An 18,625-nucleotide genomic window follows, 5' to 3' on the forward strand; every position below is an offset into this window, starting at 1 on the left:
AGCCGGCCAAACTAATGGCCGGCTTTTTGCACAAGTATTTATCTCACATTCTTGTAGTATAAGCCCACTTCACTGATAGCAGGACGATCCATAGCACTGGTAATAGTTATCCGCACCTTCCATACTGTTTCTTTCTGAAACAGCATAAACTCTTGTTTACGGATAGTAGTACCGGCAACCAGTAGTTTCCAGTCGCTATTTACCTGTCCTTCTACCTTATAACCCGTTATCCTGGTTCCCAGCGCCTCACTGATGGAAATAAAGTTGATCAATGCAGGGTTTTCCATATCTATTTCCAGTGTACCGGTTGTTTTGCCTTCGTCGGTTGTCCAGTAAGTAGTCGTATCTCCATCAAGGGTGTTTTCACCACGTGTTCCGCCACTTGTATTGACAGGGCGGTGTAATGCTTTATTTAAGCCATGAAAGGGATCTATATCTGTTTTTAAAGCTGGTAATGGTGCTACCTGTTTATTAGTGAATCCTCCATTCTCTTCATACCCTATATTTTGCATGGCCTGTTTGCCCAACCGCTCGGATAACTGTGCGAGATAAAGACTTTGCGGCATTACGGGTTTATCATGCGAATCAAAATTACCATCGGGCAATATCGGGCTGCTATCAAACAATCTCGCTGTCTGATATCGTGTACCAATACATCCGATGGCCCAGTTGGCAGCCCAGGGAGGATTTTGAATAACATATGTTTTAGCTATACAATTCCAGGCAACACCCCAGCCCATCGTCCAGCCATGGCCGGAACCGGCTACACCGCGGTTCATGAAATCAATGCCACCATCTGCCACTGTACAGTTGTCCACCAGCAAACCTGTTGACCAGCGCATGTGTGGTTGAATGCGACTGCCATGGCCACGGAAAGTACTGTTCAGTATAACATTGGGGCCAGGTCGCTGACCGGCTGTCCATACGAAGTAAGTATTGCCGCCGGTGACTGCACAACGGTCTATCAGGTTCTGACTACCTTCCAGGCTGAAATCCGTTGGTTTGGAAGCGCCGAGGTTGGTGTAAGTATGTGTTACTACTACCTGCTGCATGGTGATGCGGTTTCCTGCAAGCGTGGTGGTGTTCATGGTTTCTTCGCAGTACACATCTTTTACCCAGCAATCATCTGCATTGATCTTAATGCCGGAATAAGGCGCATGGCCGTAATCAATTTCCAGTGGCGGGCATTGTATGTGCAATTGTTCAACACCCACATCTGTGATGCGTGTGGAGGGAGCTGCTTTACTAATAAGCATGCCATTTCCACCATCAGCCAGCGGTATATCTATCGTCACCTTATTTCCGGAGATAGCCCTGATCTTCCGTTCCATCACTAAGAAAGAATTCTTACCTATCCAGGTTTGTGGCTTACCATCTCGTTTTAAATTATCCATTTCCATTTGATGGATCCATGCTTCCGTGATGGGTTTCTTCACTATTATTTTATCTCCTGTAGAAAAAGTGGAGGCATCTGTTAGGGTGAAAGTATTGGCGCCTGCAGGAAGGTACTTTTCTGTAACAGGTACACTGTTCTTTTCTACAGGTTGTTTGCCTGCAGTACCGATTAAAATGGCTGCATGTTTAGGGCCTGTCATTTTAATAGTAGTGCTGTTTTTTCCGCTACCCCTCAGTACAACACCTGTTGCGTTTATGTTGAGAGAACCGGCGCAGGTGAAAGTACCGGCTTCCAATAATACGGTGCCACGGAAACCTTGCTCCAGAGGCAAAGCAGATACTTCATCAATAGCAGATTGGATCAATTGAGTATCATCTGGTCCGCCGGAAGGTTTTACTCTTTTCTTTACAGGAACATCCGGCAGGGCAATGCCACCACCTTTATAACCGGCATGGGAGAAGTCCATGATACGATCCCCGGCGGCTGTGGTTTTATAAACCAACTGGCCTTTTTTACCGGTATACACCCATTTCGATCTGTTTTGCCCATAGGCAAAACTGCTGCTCAAGACAAGAAGGCAGCCAGCTAGCATAACGTGTTTCATCATACAATATAGAAAACCCCGGCCACCTTTTCAGCCCATTCTTTGTAAACTTTTCCAGAGGGATGTAATTTATCATCCACTACACTTTCCTGCAGCATTCCGGTGCTTCTGTATTCCGTTGTAATATCAATATAATGGAAACCTTTTTCTTTACTGATCTTCTGATTAATAGCATTGAACTGGTCAATAGCATCATGAATCACACTGGTATCACGGTCTTGCGCAAAAGGTGTTACGCCCCAATCCGGGATGCTGATCACCACTACCTTTTCAGCGTGATTATTGGTGAGGTGTAATGCTTTTTCTGCCAGCCATTCCAGCGTGGTTTCAAAGTCCTTTACTTCCATGCCGCGGTATTGATTATTTACACCGATCAGTATACTTACATAATCATACTCCGGTCGTAAACGTACCTGGTGAAGATGTGCGATCAGTTCATTACTCGTCCAGCCGGTTTGGGCAATGATCTCCGGTGCATGGAATAACAGCCCCTGGTTGCGTAAAAGCTGCAAGGCCTGGTAAGGATAACTTTCATGTAAAGGAACACCTTCACCAATTGTATAGGAATCACCTAAAGCCAGCCATGTATTTGTTTTCATCTTTCAATTTAAACAAAAAAGGGAAATTACAAGGGCGCATCTCTGTTATATCTGCGGCTATAGGCTATGGGCGTCATGCCGGTGATCTTTTTGAAAACATCGCGGAATGCCTGGGTATCTGAATAACCCACATCTATCATCACTTCCATGATGGATTTACGGCCCACTTCCAGTTGTTTTTTGGCGACTTCTATCTTTACGCGTTGTATATATTCTGCTACGGTGTGATAAGTGGCTTTTTTAAATCGTCTTTCAAAAGTTCTGCGTGTAACGTTATACAGGTCTGCTATTTCATCTACGGTTATCCTTCCCTGGTAATGCTGTTCAATATATTCCTGTGCATTTTTGATCACTTCATCTTCATGATCTTTCAAACCGCTGAACATATTAAAGTGACTCTGTTTATCGCGCGTGAAATCAATGGTGAAATATTTGGCGACATGAATGGCGGTGGTGCGGTCTGTATATTTTTCCACCAGGTACAATAAGAGTTTCCAATACGAGGTGCCGCCTCCGCTGGAATACAATCCATCCTGTACCACCAGCATTTCTTCGTCCACCAGTTTCACACCGGGATAATAACTTCTGAATTCATTGGCATAGATCCAGTGTGTGGTACACTGTTTGCCATTCAGCAATCCTGAATAAGCGAGCAGGAAAGCCCCGGAGCACATGCTGGCCACTTCTGTTCCCTTTTTATACTGCTGGTTGATCCAGTGTGCATATTGCTTGTTCAGATAACTGGATGTGAGCATGTTCCCGAACATGGCAGGGATAATAATGAGGTCTGATTGTGGCTTATCCGCTAATACAGCATCCGCATGGATATTAAATCCCTTATCTGCTTCCACCTCTTTTGTGAGTCCTATCAGCTGCACTTTGAACAGGGGTTCTTTTCCGGCTTCTTTAAGGAACTGGTTCACCATGAGGAATACATACCGGGAATCGGTAATGGAAGCCAGAACTGCGTTCCGGAGGGCCAGTATGGAGATTGTGATCATGCCCCAAATGTAGGGAAAGTAACTGTCGCAATCACCTTTAGAAGAATGTCGTATTTACCGGTCATATATGTAAATAAGTCCTTCTACTTTTACAGAAAATAAGAAACAATGTTAGACTTTAATCCTTACCTGCATTTTAATGGAACAGCGGGGGAAGCTATGAATTTTTATAAATCTGTATTTGGTGGAGAGTTCACCATTTATTCCCGTTATGCAGAGGTGGCAGGTGGAGAAAAGATGTCTCCGGAAGAGCAGCAGCGTTTTATTCATATTTCACTGGCTATTGGGGATGTACAAACTATCATGGCGTCTGATAACCTGGAGGCTATGCAGGACAGGGTAACGCCGGGCACTAACTTCCATATCTGCGTACAGGCAGAAAGTGAAAAGGAGGCGGAAAAGCTTTTTAAGGAACTTTCTAAAGATGGAGAGGTGGAAATGCCGATGAATAAAACCTTCTGGGGGGCTTATTTTGGGATGTGCAGGGATAAGTTTCTGGTGAAGTGGATGATCAATTATACGCCGGCTCAGAAATAAATGAAGGTTCTGCAGGCTTGCCTGCAGAACCTTTTATTTTTAAGGAGCATATTTATCTTTAAGAAGTAAGCACTTCATAAAACCGGAACACATCCATATAAGAACAATACAAAGGCGCTGGCGCTAAACGGATCACACCGGGTTCCCGATAATCACAGATAATACCTGCTTCCATCATTTGTGTATGAATAGCTTTTCCGTTTTCAGGGAAGAACAAAGAAAGCTGTGCGCCTCTTTGTGCCGGATCTTCCGGTGTAATGATCTCACAGGGCAAAGGTGATTGGCGGATCAGGTGTTCCAGGTAAGCAGTGAGTTGCAGGCTTTTGCTTCTCAATTTATCAATACCAGCTTCGTCAAATATTTCCAGCGATGCTTTTAAGGCTACCATGTTAAATACCTGCGCAGTACTGATCTGCCAGCCGGCTGCTCCTTTCCCTGGTATAAAACCTTTCTCCATTTTAAAGCGCGTCTTTTCATCATTACCCCACCATCCACCTAAACGGGGAAAAGCAGGATCATTTCCAAAACGTTCATGCACATATAAACCACCTACGGCACCAGGGCCGCCATTCAGGTATTTATAGGAACACCATACAGCAAAATCCACGTCCCATGCATGTAATTGTAAAGGAATGTTTCCTGCCACGTGTGCAAGGTCCCAACCGGCATAAGCACCAGCTGCATGTGCTGCGGCTGTGATAGCCGGCATATCATAGAACTGCCCTGTATAATAATTGATGCCACCCATCAGTACTAAGGCCAGTGAATCCTTATGTTCTTCTATGGTTTGCAGGATCACTTCTGTACGTAGCAATTTCTCACCGGCCAGAGGATGTACTTCCACAATAGCGGTAGCAGGATCAAATCCCTGCAATCTTACCGCAGTCTCTATCGCATATTGATCAGAGGGGAATGCGCCTGCTTCCATAATGATCTTAAAACGCTCCTTCCCGGGGCGGTAAAAGCTTTGGAGGATCAGGTGCAGGTTTACGGTGAGCGTGTTCATAACGGTCACCTCATCCTCACTGCAGCCCATCATGGCAGACAGTCCTTTCCCAAAATTGTACTGGTAATATAACCAGGGGTTCTTAGCGCGGAAGTAACCTTCTACCGCCATTTCCTGCCAATCGGATAACTCCTGCTGTATAGCCGCAGTGACGGTTTTTGGTTGCAGGCCAAGGGAATTACCACAGAAATAGATACTATCCTTTCCATTGTGTTGCGGAAAATAGAAACGCGATTTTAGAACTGCCAGAGGATCAAGCACATCCATGCTTTGCGCAAAGGAAACGGAGGCTTCAAATTTTGTTGTCATAGAGGGGCAAGTTACATTTTATGACAATTCAGACCAAAAATATTGAGGATCAGCCACTTCTGTAAATACGAAGATTTTAATACCTGTTAAGTTTAGGTTAACAACAGTAAAAACCCAGCGTTCACCAGATAAAACTGCACGTTGGCAAAATGAACCGGTCGGGAGAAAGTTCTCTGCCTATCTTTGTTAAGGTTTTTCATAGGATATGGTTAAAAATTTATGAGGGCGGTATTCTTACCGCCTTTTTTTATGCCCTGCATAAAACAAAAAAAGCGCCCCTTTTCCGGAGCGCTTTTTTTTATGCCTTAGGCTTTCGCCCTAACATGTGCAACATCCTGGCATGTTCCCAAAGGGCATGCATAAAAGTGGGTTGTACATTATATGGCAAACCAAAAGCTTGCGCAGAACTATGAATAATAGGCGATAATTTAGCGTAGTGTACATGGCAAACACCCGGGAACAGATGATGTTCAATCTGGTAGTTCAAACCACCGATGAACCAGGAAAGCCATTTATTACGGGGCGCATAATTTGCCGTGTTCAATAACTGATGCACAGCCCAGTTCTCTTCCATTTTCTTCTCACCGCTTTTTTCATCCATTACAGGCTCCGCGTAGGAAGATGTTTCCATCACGTGTGCCAGCTGGAATATACAAGCGAGTGCCACCCCTGCTATTACGTGCATCACACCAAAACCTACCAGCACCATCCACCAGGAAACTCCGGAGAACAGCAAAGGCAATGCAATGATATAACCATAGTAGAACATCTTATATAAAGTAAGATGGGTGATGGCTTTCGGTAAAGTAGTTTTTGCTTTCTTCAGCAGGGAGAACTGATCATAACGGATCAGCTGGCGATATTCCTTTACTGTCATCCAGAATAAGGTCATCACTGCATAGAGGCACCAGGCATAGAGGAACTGAAAACGGTGGAACCAGCGCAGCTTGTGATTGGGTGAGAAACGCAGCAGCGCAGTAGTATCAATATCTTCATCCAGACCGGTTACATTTGTGTAAGTATGGTGCAATATATTGTGCTGGATCTTCCAGGTAACGCTGTACCCGCCGATCATTTCCAATATATATGCCATCATGGAGTTAACGTTCTTTTTAGAAGAATAGGTACCGTGGTTAGCATCATGCATTACAGAGGTACCTATGCCTACAACCCCCAGACCCATCAGGGCCCAGAATCCAAGGAAGATCCAGTTACTGGATGCACCTACTCCGGTAACCATCAGTACATAAGGTGTTACATACAGCAGGATCATCACCACTGTTTTAACCCACATACCTTTAGTTGCGTAGCGCGATAATTTATTTGACGTGAAATAATCATCCACTTTCGCTTTCACCATTTCGAAAAAACTGTCACTCCCCTTTGGTGCAAAGCGGACAATGGCATGTTTTTTATTCTTATCATTCATGTTGTTATTGTATTTATACGGAATTTACAAATCTGTATACCTGTAAGCTACGTTTTATTTACAGGATTAGATGCAGAGGAATGTTAAAAGAATAACAAGTAGTGAAATATCGGGCTGATCTATTGCCGTTTATGTTGCAGCGCGAGTATTTCTGCCTGTGTAGTGATGCACTGATCTGCTTCGTACCATTCATTCACTTTCCTGATCAGGATCTGGAAATCTTTACCGGCTTCTTCCTTCCAGGGTTTCTTTTGCGCATGTAATACTGCAGGACAGGGTCCCCAATTGGCTAATTCCCTGAAAGCTTCGTCGTAAATGATCACTTTGGGAATGGCTCTGCCGCCATCTGTGAGGTATTGGTCCATCAGAGCTGTATTTTCATCCCGCAACAGGAGGCGGAGTTTTATTTTGCCCTTGCTGAAATCTGCGATCTTTTGGAATAAGGGAATGATGTTCGCTGCATCTCCGCACCAGCCTTCTGTTAAAACCAGCCAGGTAGCAGGGGCCCAACTCTCTACTGCCGCTTTCATTTCTTCGGTTAGTGCTGCGGCCTGGTCCCAGGTTTCCATCAGGTTAATATTGGTAACGATATAGGGCAGCATTTTCAATTGCGCTTCCGTTTTATTTTCCTGGTCCTCTACAAACTCATTTAACAATTCCCGGTATTCTGCATAGGTAAAGGCCTTCTCTGCCAGTTCACTAATATCCATTTCTGTTGTGTTTTTCCCGGGCTTAAAATAGTAATTTTATCGGATGAAACGCTTTTTACTGATCATAACTATGCTGGCATGCCATTTCAGCTATGCACAAATAGTTATTCCTATAGAAATTATGCCGGAAGGTCACATTCTTGTGAAAGCCACTATCAATGGCGTGGAAGGCAATTTTATCTTTGATACGGGCGGCGGGCTGCATGTAGTGACGAAGAAGTTTGCTGAAAAACTCAGCAATTTTCCTAAACAGGATGGCGGTTTCACAGGATTCCGTGCTACAGGAGAAAGGATCGATGCAGATCTGTACACTGCACAGACACTAACATTGGGTGGCTTTACGGATAAAAACCCTACGGTTGCCGTGATTGATGCCAACTTTGGACCTATAGACGGGTTGATCTCCCTCATGAGTTTCCAAAATACTCCTTTCACCATAGATTACACCCAGAACAAACTTATCATTGAAACGGATAAAAGCCTGGCGGTCCGGAAGAAAGCAGCGAAAGCTATCATCCCGCTGCAACTGGAAAAACACCGGGATAAATCGCTGGATATCTTTGCTTATTTCACGCTGGAAAATAAACTTACGCTTCAATTCCTGCTGGATAGTGGTTCCGGTAAGAATGTATTCCGGCTTAATGCCAAAAACATCCCTTTGCTGGGCATCAATACCGGTGATACAGCCAAAGTGAAGAAGATCTCCCATCGCAGCGAGATAGATACGAGTTTTAGTAGTTCCATCTACCATACAAAAGTAGGCAGTCTGGCCGCTAAAGGGGCGCCGGGTGTGAAAGTGGAAGGCTTTAAAGCTTCTTTTGTGGAAGGGTTGATCTATGACGGGATTGTTTCGATTAACTGGATAGGGAAACAATTGACTGTTGATTTGCAGAAACGGGAGATGCTGGTAGTATATTAACACCTACGTAACTCTTAGTTATACCCTACCTGAACCCTTGGTGAACCCTTCCTGAACCCTAGGAGAAGGAATGGTAAAATAGTATCAAAAAAGAAGGTCCTTCTGCTTTTAACAGAAAGACCTTCTATACGAATATACGAATTTTATTACAATCTGCGAATTCTGATATTCCTGAACCAAACCCTGTTACCATGGTCCTGTAAGGATATATGCCCTGATTTGAACTTTCCGTATTGGGGCATCACTGCAAACTTACTTTTATCTACTAACGTTTGCCATTCCTTGCTTTCTAACTGATAATCATGCACTTTCTTTCCATTCAGCCAGTGTTGTACATGACCATTCTTTACTTTTAATCTGAAATCATTCCATTCGCCGGCAGGTTTCACTGCATTCACTAATGGCGGCATCAGGTCATAATTAGCGCCGGCTTTGTGGGTGCCCTCCGCTCCTTTCTTTGCATCCGGGTGCCGTTCATCGTCCAACACCTGTACTTCGGGGCCGGTTTCATAAACGTTCTTATACTGCGGATCTTCGGAAACGTGAAAAAGAACGCCGCTGTTACCACCTTCTGCTATTTTCCATTCCATGCGCAGGTCAAAATCTTCATACTCTTCTTTGGTGACGATATAGCCACCGCCTTTCTTTGTGAGTGTAAGGGCACCATCCTCTACTATCCATTCTGCTGGCAGATGATCTTTTTGATAACCGCGCCACTGATCTGCTGACAGGGACTGCCAATGAATTAGTGCCCATAGCAAAAATGTACCCATCCTATTATGCTTTCAAATGTAAATGAATAGAAACTTTAATTTCAGCATCCTCTCCTTCCACTTCTCCACTTACCCTCAACCAGTTGCCGAAATGAGAAACTTTGCAGAAATAATGCCCGGGTTTATCTATCAATGGAAAAACAGCGCCTTCTTTTATCCAGTTGATCCCGTCTGCTGAGATTTCCACACCTGCATTTAAAATACCTTTTACTTCCTCTATGATCAAAAAGAAAATAGCTTCTCCTGCCCATCCTGCTTCCATCGGGTGAGAACTCACTGTTCCTTTAAAATATTTTCTGCGCTCTACGGCAGATGCATGAAAATGTCTCATATCAATTTTTAATTATTCGCCTGAAATAACAACGGAGTCTGCAAAAAAGAACACTCTTCTCTCTGTATCATTTTCCACCCACATACTTGGATTGAATAAACCTTTTATTCTTGCGTAGGGTGCAGTTAAGGTAGGTTTCGTTCCTCTCAGATCAAAGATCTTACTACCGGATTGCAGTTCTACATATTCCCGCTTCTCTGTATCAATCAGCAAGCGCAGGTAACTCCAGTTGATCTTATCATCGCTCTCGTTGTAGCAGAGGTCCTGGTATCCATCCGGGATAAATTCAAATCCATCTGTAGATCCATCTGCATAACGTTTGCCATACCACATGGCATCAATGCCCATTTTACACCAATCATTCTCCACGCCGTATGCCCATTCCACATCTGTTACTTCCTTCGCTTTAAAGATCTGCCAGCGGCGAACCATTTCTCCATTCACGGCATTCAGATAACGGGCGCCAATAAAATAACGGTATTCATCATCCTGGATATCAAAGAAGATCCCGAATGCGCGCATGGCCTGTTCGCTTAATCCCTGCCGGTCCTGTTCCGGCGTATAAGCATACCACATTTCATATTGGCGCAAGCCTTTCGGAAGATGGGTGGTTAAACGTTTAATACCATGAGATAAACTGCCTGGTGCCGGTGCTTCTGTATAAGGGTTTGCGGTTGGCCGCGTGGATAATTTCAAAGAATATGTACCATCCATGGAACCATGTGTACCTGCTAATCTGAAGCTGGCACTGCTTAACATTAACGGACCCCACTGCGTTTTATCAACATGACTGTACCGTAGCGTATTGAAATCCTTGCCCACATAATTAGGGTGCAGGTCCATCCATCCGTTAAGTCCTTTATCAAAGTCGTCATAACAAATGATCTTTTTCAACGGCTGGTATTTATTCATCCCGGCATCCAGCGCAATAACATGTTCCATATTTATTTCTCTTTTAAATTATCGTTGATGGTATAATACGTGAGGCCTTGTAAGCCTCTTTTGCCCGGCAATAAACAGCTGACCAGGTAACCAATAATATAACAGCTTAAGAAACCAATGGCGCTGTACAGCCAGAAGCTAAGCGGTGTAAATGTTTTAACGAAGTACAGGATGAAACCACTGCTCACAGCACCTACCAGTGCACCTGTGGCATTTGCCCTTTTGGTAAAAATACCCAGCATGAATAAACCGGCGGAAGCACCAATGAACAAGCCGGTGATCTCCTGGAATACATCCAGTATGGAATTCACATCCACAAATACGAGTATTATTGAAAGACCGGTTGCAAATGCACCTAACACAACCGTTGCTATGCGCGCTACTTTGGCCGTTTCCCTTTGTGTGATATCCTTTTTATAACGTGTGTAAAAATCAGTGGTGAAAATAGTCGCTACACTATGAATATGCCCTTCCAGTGTGGACATCGAGGCTGCAAAAATACCTGCAATGATCAGTCCGCTGAGGCCAACAGGCGCATGTTGTGCAATGAACATGGGCAATATGCCATCTGTAGAAACGGAAGGATTCAGTTGCTCAGGATGCTGTTTATAAAAGATATACAGTGCAGTGCCTAATCCATAGATAACAATGGCCCATGGTATGGATACGGCCACATCAGCCCATACACTTCTCTGCGCCTGCTTAAGACTGCCGGTAGTCATATATCGTTGTACCACTGCCTGATCGCTGGTGAGGTTACCCAGGCGGATAAATATGTTGCCGATGAGGATCACGATCAGTGAGGAGGAAGTAAAACTCCAGTCTGCCTGCCCCAAACTGAATTTCTGATCCGCTATTCCCTGTGTGAAAAAATCACCCAAACCACCTTTTAAACCAATAATGGCCAGTATCGCACAAATCAAGGCTCCACCAAACAATAAGATAGCCTGCGCTACTTCAATCCATATAATTGCTTCGATTCCTCCTACGACAGTATACACAGTACTCAATACACCCATGATAAGGATGCAGGTGATGGTATCCAATGGTGTAACGGCAGCCAGTGCTAATGATGGAAGATATAATACAAGTCCCATCCGTGCCAGTTGGTAGAGTATAAATACAGCCGCTGCAAAAAGACGGGAGCCGGAATTAAAACGCTCTTCCAGATAATGATAGGCACTGGCTACATTCAGTTTCCTGATGAATGGAATATAATAACGTGTAACAATGGGTACTGCGATGAACCAGGTGAATACTCCTGCAAAGTAAGCCCAGTTAATGGCATATGCTTTTGCAGGTATGCTCATAAATCCGATAGCACTTACCTGTGTAGCCATGATACTAATGCCTGCTGCCCAATACGGGATATTTTTACTGCCCAGCAGGTAATCATCCGCGCCCTTTTTCTTCTTCGCAAAATAGTAACTCATAAAAGATAGTAGCGCCAGGTAGAGTACCAGTGTGCCATAATCTATCCAACCGAATTTGCTTTTTTGCCTGGCAGTTTGCAGCGTAGCGATCTGTATCTGGCTGGTGCGTACACCCGGCCTCAGTTCTCCTCCTACCAGCATCAGTTTATTATTCCAGCGTACGGCTGTTGCACCTGCTACACCGGTAGGTACATCATTCAGTTTTATCCAGGTATTGGTGATGGTATGATAAGCCAGCACTTCTTTGATCATGTGGTAATCATCTTTCTGCGCAATGGCTTTATCTGCATCATGACCATCTGATCCACTGAATATGATCACATGCGTTTGTCCTAAAGTTATGGCAGGGCTGTACCATGCTGGCCTTGGTATGGGAGTGAGTGATTTCCATTTGTTCTTACGGATATCATAAGCATACGCATCCTGTAAATATCCTGCTGTTCCTTTACCTCCAAAAAGATACAGGTTATCATACTCTCCATTACCTTGTGTTACCATGACAGCACCAAACCTTGCAGTGCCGGGCCATGCAGGTAAAGGTTTCCATTGCTGCTGTCCTATTTCAATGCTCCAAAAAGTTTGCTGTGGTTTACCGGTGGCGTCCTGCCCTCCTGCGATGTAAATATAATTACCTGCTCTGGCGGCAGATATGGAAGAAAGCGGGATTGGGAGTTTTGGAAAGGTAGTGTCTATGTCTACCTGGCCTGTTACTGCGTTCCAGGTAAGTAATAATACATGGTTTTTAGTCTCTTTACCATCTGTGCCACCGATAGCCAGTAAGCCATTGTTTAAATTCACTACAGCAGCATTTGCCAGAGGGAAAGGTAATCTGCCTGCTTCCTTCCAGTTCATGTTGTTACCATCCGTAGCCACATAGATCCTGTCGTGAATGATCTTCTGCCCTCCTTCCTGAATGGGTTGGTTAAAATTACTGCCGCCGGCAACGATCAATGCACCATTGCTGATACCTGTGATGGTATTACTCAGGCCTTCTTTTACCGGCAGGTCTTTAGCCTTATCCCATGAAAACCACTGCGCCTGCATGGTTGCAGGAATAAGACAAAGGCATAACCACCAGATGTATTTCTTTACGTTCATACTATTTCTTGTTGTCTGATAGCCATTCTATACTAAAACGGGCCAGTGATACCGTGTCCGGCATATGTTTATTTCCGCCGTGACCATACAGGCAAATGATACTTTTATCCTTTAGTACGGCCAGGTCTGAGTAGGTGGCGCTGCCTTCGTGTAACAGCTTATTCAAGCTCCAGGTTTTGCCCTCATCTTTACTTGCCCTGATGGTGAGGTCTCTTCTCTTTTTAAGATCTGCCGGTTGTGAAACCAGGATCATATTTCCAACCCTGGTTAATCCGATGTCACAAATGCTACCTTGCAGTCCTTTGTCATACTCCATGTTAGCTGACCAGCTGATCCCTTTGTCTTTACTGATCACCTTTCCCTGGGAAGTTGTCATCGTGCGTCCTATCAATAAGACATTTCCATTCTTCTGCTCTACGATCTGTGATTCATTAAATTCCCCCACTGGTGCATCTCCTCCCACTTTCCATGTTTTACCATGATCATCGCTGTAGATGCAATTAACGCCGTAAGCCCTTTCTTTTGCAGCAAAGGAAATAGATTTCCTATGCCATACGGAAACAAGCAGGCGTTTATTCTTTAGCTGAATACCATGCCCCGGGCCGGGTAGATGGAACGTCCAGCCCTGTTTGTTACCATCAAAGATGGCGGTGATATCTGTTGCATCTGACCAGGATAGTCCATCATCCTTGCTGGTGATGTAAAAGACCTGCGTGCTGGTGTTGTGATGGTTTAAAGCGTAAAAAAGAAATAACGATCCTGTTTTATTATCCTGCACAATGGTAGGATTGGTCCAGGATTGGCCATCCACGCTTTTCACCACGTTGATGGATGGAGAGAAACTCTTGCCATTATCTGTGCTTCTCCTTAATGCAATATGATGCGCACCATCATCCGCACTTTCTGTTATCCGCGCTTCTGCAAAAGCCAGTATGGTGCCTTTATTCGTTACCGTTAGACCGTAGACGAAATGGGCAAAGATGTTATTGTCATTTGCTGTCCATACCGTTGTTCTTTGCACAGCGTCTTTTTGAAACAACATCAGCAGCAGGATCGTTATCGCTTTTATTTCCATAATGGATTCTGTTCGATCTTTGGATTCAGTTTTATTTCATTCGCCGGAATGGGGAAAAGCAAATGCTTTTCAGCAACCGGGTATGCAGGATGTACTGCCTTTATGGTTGCTACCAGTCGTTTTGTTCTTACCAGGTCAAACCAGCGATGGCCTTCAAATCCCAGTTCCACTACGCGTTCGTTTAGAACGGAATCACGGAAGGCTTCTTTTGTTAAACCGGCAAGGTCAGCAGGTGTTGCGGATGGCGTTCCTCCATTCCTTTTCCTCGCCCTTCCTCTTATCGCATTGATCATGGTATACGCATCTGCGGTTGGTGCGGCGGAGATCTCATTTAAAGCTTCTGCTCTCATCAGGTACACATCTGATAATCTTAATAGTACGAAATTTCCTGAAAAAGCAGCTGCATCCCTGGTGGTAGCGTTTTTATTAACGTATTTTTTTGCAGGACTGGGATATGGTACCGCCAGTTGCTGCCAGGTGATCGGATTCCCGTTCTTATCTGGCCCTACGGTATAAAAGGTACATTCTTTACGGTAATCATTATCCGGATATCTGTTAAAGTAAGCCACCTCACTACCTATAGAACCTCCATCAGAAGCCGTTTGCGTTGGTATTACATACATTCCTCTTGGTAAACAGAATGCGCCTACCGCATTCAATTCACTGGAGGTGTTCAATACACGATCTCCCTGCCACTCAAAGAGTGATTCTTTATTGAACTCATCTTCTCCTCCTATCGCTTTTTCATAATCAGGTAACAGCGTATGTTCTGGTATTGCCAGCGTCTCGTTACACATATCTGCACATTTCTGATAGTCATCTGGTTTAGCCGCCACAGAGGAAGCCCTTGTTAAATACACTTTTGCCAGCAACGCTTTAGCTGCTCCTTTCCTGGCCCGTCCATTCTGATTAGCAGGCGCCAGATGTTCTCCTGCAAATTCCAGGTCTGATACTATCAGGTCATACACCTCACTGATGGGTGATCGCGCAATATCCACCTGGCTCACGGCTGTTACTTCTTTTGCCACGAGGGGAAGATCTCCCCACAACCTCACGCCATAAAAATAACTCAAGGCCCTGAGGAAACGGGCTTCTGCTATGTACTGTGTTTTCAATGTTTCGTCCATGGATATATTGGCCACCCTGTCTATCACAATATTGGCGGTATTGATAGCCGCATACATGGAATTCCATACCCGGGAAACATCATCGTTATCTGCCACATAGCTGAATTCATCTAATGGCATTTCCGCTGTAAGTGTAGGTGGCAAAGCCTCATCTGATGCAAACCAGGTAAGGTACTGCAGTCTTCTTGCTATAAATGTTTCACCGCCACTGCCCAAAGCATCATAAGCACCTGTTAGTGCAATGAATGCATCTTCTGCTGTTTTATAATAATTCTCCGGTGCCAGGAAACTCTTTGGTTCTTCTTCCAGGAATTTACTACAGGAAGAAAAGGAAACACCCGCCAAAATGAGGAGTGATGTGCATATATTTTTAGTGGTTGCTTGCATTTTTTAAAGTTTAAGGTTAATGCCGAACATGAGTGTGGTTGCTGTTGGGTATCCTCCCCCGCCATCAGGATCATAGCCTATGTAATCTGTTTTGGTGAACAGATTTTGCCCGGACACATAAATGCTGGTACCTCCACGGAAAGCATAACTCAGCTGAGCGTTGCGTATTTTCAGATAGGAAGCATTCATGAGCTGGTAAGTAGAAGTAAGCACATTACTGTAACCAGCCCTTGGTATATTACTATTTGGATTACCGGGCGTCCACCTGTTTAAAAGATTAACGGATTTATTACCTGATCCGGAAGGATCATTGAGGCCGGTATCTTCTATCCTGTTTGCACCAGCAGCTCCCTGCAGGAATATAGTGAGACTGAAATTCTTATAGCCGAAAACATTGCTGAAACCATATGTGAATTCAGGCAGGGAATTACCCATTACCACCCTGTCATCTGCATTCAGGAATCCATCTCCTGTTACATCCTTATATCTTGCATCGCCTGGTTTAACGGTGGTTTGTACGGTTTGGGCATCAATTTCGGCCTGGTTATGGAATACGCCTTCATATACATATCCTAAATAATTTCCGGGAGGATATCCTACAAATAAAGTAGTGGATGTAGCACGGCCTAAAGAGGTGACCTTCGTTTTATTATGGGCAAAATTAAAGTCTGCCGTCCAGGTGAAATTGCCGGTAAAGATATCAGCACCCAGGTTTAACTCAACTCCTTTGTTCTCTAATCCACCTGTATTATACAATGCACTGCTGTAGCCGGAATATGCCTGCAGATCGATGGTGAACAATAGGTCGCGCGTGGCTTTCTTATAATAATCAGCCGTTAATCTCAGGCGGTTATTAAAGAAGGCAGCATCCAATCCAATATCCCACTGCCCTGTTTTCTCCCATTTCAATTCACCATTTACCAGCCTGGTATGCCTGGCCGCAGGGAATAGTTTATTATCGAAGATATAAGCATTGGAAGTTGTTAAAGTAGCGAGGGACTGGTAACTACCGATCTCCTGGTTACCGGTAAGACCGTAACTTCCCCTTAATTTCAGATCAGAGAGGAACTTCAGGTCCTTCATAAAAGGTTCCTCAGATAAACGATAACCAACGGCTACTGACGGGAAATACCCCCATTTATTATCTGCACCAAACTTGGAAGAACCATCGGCCCTGAAAGAGGCAGTCAGCAAATACTTATTATCATACTGATAATTGGCCCTGGCTATAAAAGATGCCATGCTCCACTCTGTTAAGGAAGAACCAATAATAGTGGCACCGGTAGCGCTTCCAATGGAATTCAGGCCCAGCCTGTCGTCCGCAAATTTGGAAGGTTCCATGGTAGCACTAAAATCCTGTTCCTTTTGCCAGGAAAAACCACCTAATAATTCCAGGTTATGTTTCTCTTTAAAGATCTTCGTATACCGCACGGTATTCTCATTGAGTATATTCGTGATCTTTCTTTCACCGATCATACCCAATCCTCCTAAAAGTCCTCCTATATAGGTAGTTGCTTTAGGATAATACTCCTGGTTACTCCTGTTGGTGAGGTTAATACCTACCAGTGATTTAAACGTGAGGTTAGCGAATGGCTTATACTCCAGTGCCACATTTCCTAAAAAATTATCTCCCTGCAGTTTATTCTTTACGCTCAGCAAAGAAGCTACCGGACTTTCCGCCTTTCCTGCATTGTACCAATAATCCACATACTCACCGTTTTCATCAAACACAGGAATGGTGGGAGATGTTTCATAGATCTTTTCTCCTACTGATCTTACATTGCCACTTCCTGCACCAGTGGTGGGTACAGAACTGTTGATGGTTCTGCTGTAGGATAAGGATTGGGTGAACTTTACCTTATCCGTCAGGTTCGCATCTGCATTTACCCGGAAGGAATATCGTTTCATGTTTGAATTGATCACAATACCATCCTGATTGAAATAGTTGCCGGATACAAAGTATTTCAGGTTTCCTTTTCCGCTGGATAAAGACACCTGGTGATTCTGGATCACGGCAGGCCTGAAGAGTTCATCCTGCCAGTCTGTTCCTTTCCCGATAGAATCAGGTTTTGCAAAAGGCTTAGGCAGGTTGCGCGATAACGCCCAATCGTTGAGGTATGCAGCATGCTGCTCCCCGTTCATCAGGTCTAATTTATTGGCTACTGTTTGTATACCATAATAACCATTGTAATCTACAGACATCCTATTGCCTGATCCTCTTTTAGTGGTAATAATAATTACACCATTAGATCCCCGGGAGCCATATATCGCTGTAGCGGAAGCATCCTTCAACACCTGCATGGATTCAATATCATTAGGGTTGAGAGAAGCGAGCGCATTGGTAGCAGTGAACGTTCCATAAGAAGTGCCGGAAGGATCTTTACTGTTATTATAAACGGGCACATCATCGATCACAAAGAGTGGTTCGTTACCCGCGTTGAGTGAGCTGGCGCCCCTGATCCGGATATTCAATCTTCCACCCGGGGCCCCGGAGGCCTGGGATACATCTACCCCTGCGGCCCTTCCCTGCAATAACTGATCTACACTCACTGCTGGTTGGTTCTTTATCTTACTGGCGGAAATGGTAGAGATAGATCCTGTGATATCTTTCCGTTGTTGCGTTCCATAACCTACTACCACTACTTCCTGCATGGAGGAAGCGGTAGGGTCCAGTACAACATCTATTTTAGATTGCCCGCTGATCTTTATTTCCTTTGTTTTATAACCTACATAAGAAATGATCAGTGTGCCATTTGGATCCGTAACGCTGATCTTGTAATGACCTGCAGAATCAGATCGTGTTGCATTGGTCTTTCCTTTTTCAAGGATCCCTGCACCGGGAAGACGCTCTCCATTATCGGAAGAGGTGATGGTGCCTGTTATTACCTGTGCGCCTGCAGAAAGCAGCAGCCCGCAGAGCATACATAACGTAGTAATTAATTTCTTCAT

At 44.4% G+C, this 18,625-nt stretch carries 15 protein-coding genes; 2 read left to right on the top strand and 13 right to left on the bottom strand.

Annotation, left to right across the window (positions count from 1 at the left end; all coding sequences use genetic code 11):
- Positions 1 to 38 precede the first annotated feature (38 nt).
- From GFS24_RS07465 to GFS24_RS07475, 3 genes are read right to left on the bottom strand one after another with little or no spacing between them, the layout of a single operon-like run.
- Positions 39 to 2,003, bottom strand: coding sequence for a discoidin domain-containing protein (locus GFS24_RS07465; protein ID WP_153658944.1), 1,965 nt, complete (start codon positions 2,001 to 2,003; stop codon positions 39 to 41).
- Positions 2,000 to 2,599 (bottom strand): SGNH/GDSL hydrolase family protein, encoded by a 600-nt coding sequence (locus GFS24_RS07470; protein WP_153658945.1) that lies wholly within the window; start codon positions 2,597 to 2,599, stop codon positions 2,000 to 2,002. The genes GFS24_RS07465 and GFS24_RS07470 overlap by 4 nt, the downstream gene beginning before the upstream one ends.
- Positions 2,600 to 2,625: 26 nt before the next feature.
- A complete protein-coding gene (locus tag GFS24_RS07475) occupies positions 2,626 to 3,600 on the bottom strand; it encodes a GlxA family transcriptional regulator (RefSeq protein ID WP_153658946.1) in 975 nt (324 codons plus the stop codon).
- Positions 3,601 to 3,708: 108 nt separating this feature from the next.
- Between GFS24_RS07475 and GFS24_RS07480 the strand changes: the two genes are divergently transcribed.
- Positions 3,709 to 4,137, top strand: coding sequence for a VOC family protein (locus GFS24_RS07480; protein ID WP_153658947.1), 429 nt, complete (start codon positions 3,709 to 3,711; stop codon positions 4,135 to 4,137).
- 58 nt (positions 4,138 to 4,195) lie between these two features.
- Here GFS24_RS07480 and kynU read toward each other — a convergent pair whose 3' ends face one another.
- The 3 genes from kynU to GFS24_RS07495 all read right to left on the bottom strand — a co-directional run bounded on the left by kynU (position 4,196) and on the right by GFS24_RS07495 (position 7,591).
- On the bottom strand, positions 4,196 to 5,452 hold the full coding sequence (gene kynU, locus GFS24_RS07485; protein ID WP_153658948.1) for a kynureninase: 1,257 nt from the start codon (positions 5,450 to 5,452) through the stop codon (positions 4,196 to 4,198).
- A gap of 298 nt (positions 5,453 to 5,750) precedes the next feature.
- The gene (locus tag GFS24_RS07490) at positions 5,751 to 6,881 is read right to left on the bottom strand and encodes an acyl-CoA desaturase (protein ID WP_153658949.1); all 1,131 of its coding nucleotides are present in this window, start codon (positions 6,879 to 6,881) and stop codon (positions 5,751 to 5,753) included.
- 119 nt (positions 6,882 to 7,000) lie between these two features.
- Complete coding sequence (locus GFS24_RS07495; protein ID WP_153658950.1) at positions 7,001 to 7,591, bottom strand: thioredoxin family protein; 591 nt, start codon at positions 7,589 to 7,591, stop codon at positions 7,001 to 7,003.
- Positions 7,592 to 7,634: 43 nt separating this feature from the next.
- On the opposite strand from GFS24_RS07495, the gene GFS24_RS07500 reads away from it, so the two are divergent.
- A complete protein-coding gene (locus GFS24_RS07500; RefSeq protein ID WP_153658951.1) occupies positions 7,635 to 8,510 on the top strand; it encodes a retropepsin-like aspartic protease in 876 nt (291 codons plus the stop codon).
- Positions 8,511 to 8,656: 146 nt separating this feature from the next.
- On the opposite strand, the gene GFS24_RS07505 is transcribed toward GFS24_RS07500, so the two are convergent.
- Genes GFS24_RS07505 through GFS24_RS07535 form a run of 7 tightly spaced genes read right to left on the bottom strand, consistent with a single transcriptional unit; the run spans position 8,657 to position 18,625 of the window.
- Positions 8,657 to 9,283, bottom strand: a complete 627-nt coding sequence (locus GFS24_RS07505) for a DUF1080 domain-containing protein (RefSeq protein WP_153658952.1) — start codon at positions 9,281 to 9,283, stop codon at positions 8,657 to 8,659.
- A gap of 4 nt (positions 9,284 to 9,287) precedes the next feature.
- Entirely contained in the window at positions 9,288 to 9,614 is a 327-nt protein-coding gene (locus GFS24_RS07510) for a hypothetical protein (protein ID WP_153658953.1), read from the bottom strand.
- A gap of 12 nt (positions 9,615 to 9,626) precedes the next feature.
- On the bottom strand, positions 9,627 to 10,556 hold the full coding sequence (locus tag GFS24_RS07515; protein ID WP_253906410.1) for a DUF6772 family protein: 930 nt from the start codon (positions 10,554 to 10,556) through the stop codon (positions 9,627 to 9,629).
- A gap of 2 nt (positions 10,557 to 10,558) precedes the next feature.
- Complete coding sequence (locus GFS24_RS07520; RefSeq protein WP_153658954.1) at positions 10,559 to 13,087, bottom strand: sodium/solute symporter; 2,529 nt, start codon at positions 13,085 to 13,087, stop codon at positions 10,559 to 10,561.
- 1 nt (position 13,088) lies between these two features.
- Positions 13,089 to 14,162, bottom strand: coding sequence for an exo-alpha-sialidase (locus GFS24_RS07525; protein WP_153658955.1), 1,074 nt, complete (start codon positions 14,160 to 14,162; stop codon positions 13,089 to 13,091).
- A complete protein-coding gene (locus GFS24_RS07530) occupies positions 14,153 to 15,676 on the bottom strand; it encodes a RagB/SusD family nutrient uptake outer membrane protein (RefSeq protein WP_153658956.1) in 1,524 nt (507 codons plus the stop codon). Before GFS24_RS07530 ends, GFS24_RS07525 begins: the two co-directional genes overlap by 10 nt.
- Before the next feature lie 3 nt (positions 15,677 to 15,679).
- Positions 15,680 to 18,625: a TonB-dependent receptor gene (locus GFS24_RS07535; RefSeq protein WP_153658957.1), complete on the bottom strand. Its 2,946-nt coding sequence runs from the start codon at positions 18,623 to 18,625 to the stop codon at positions 15,680 to 15,682.

Source organism: Chitinophaga sp. SYP-B3965 (genome assembly GCF_009647655.1).
GTDB lineage: Bacteria > Bacteroidota > Bacteroidia > Chitinophagales > Chitinophagaceae > Chitinophaga.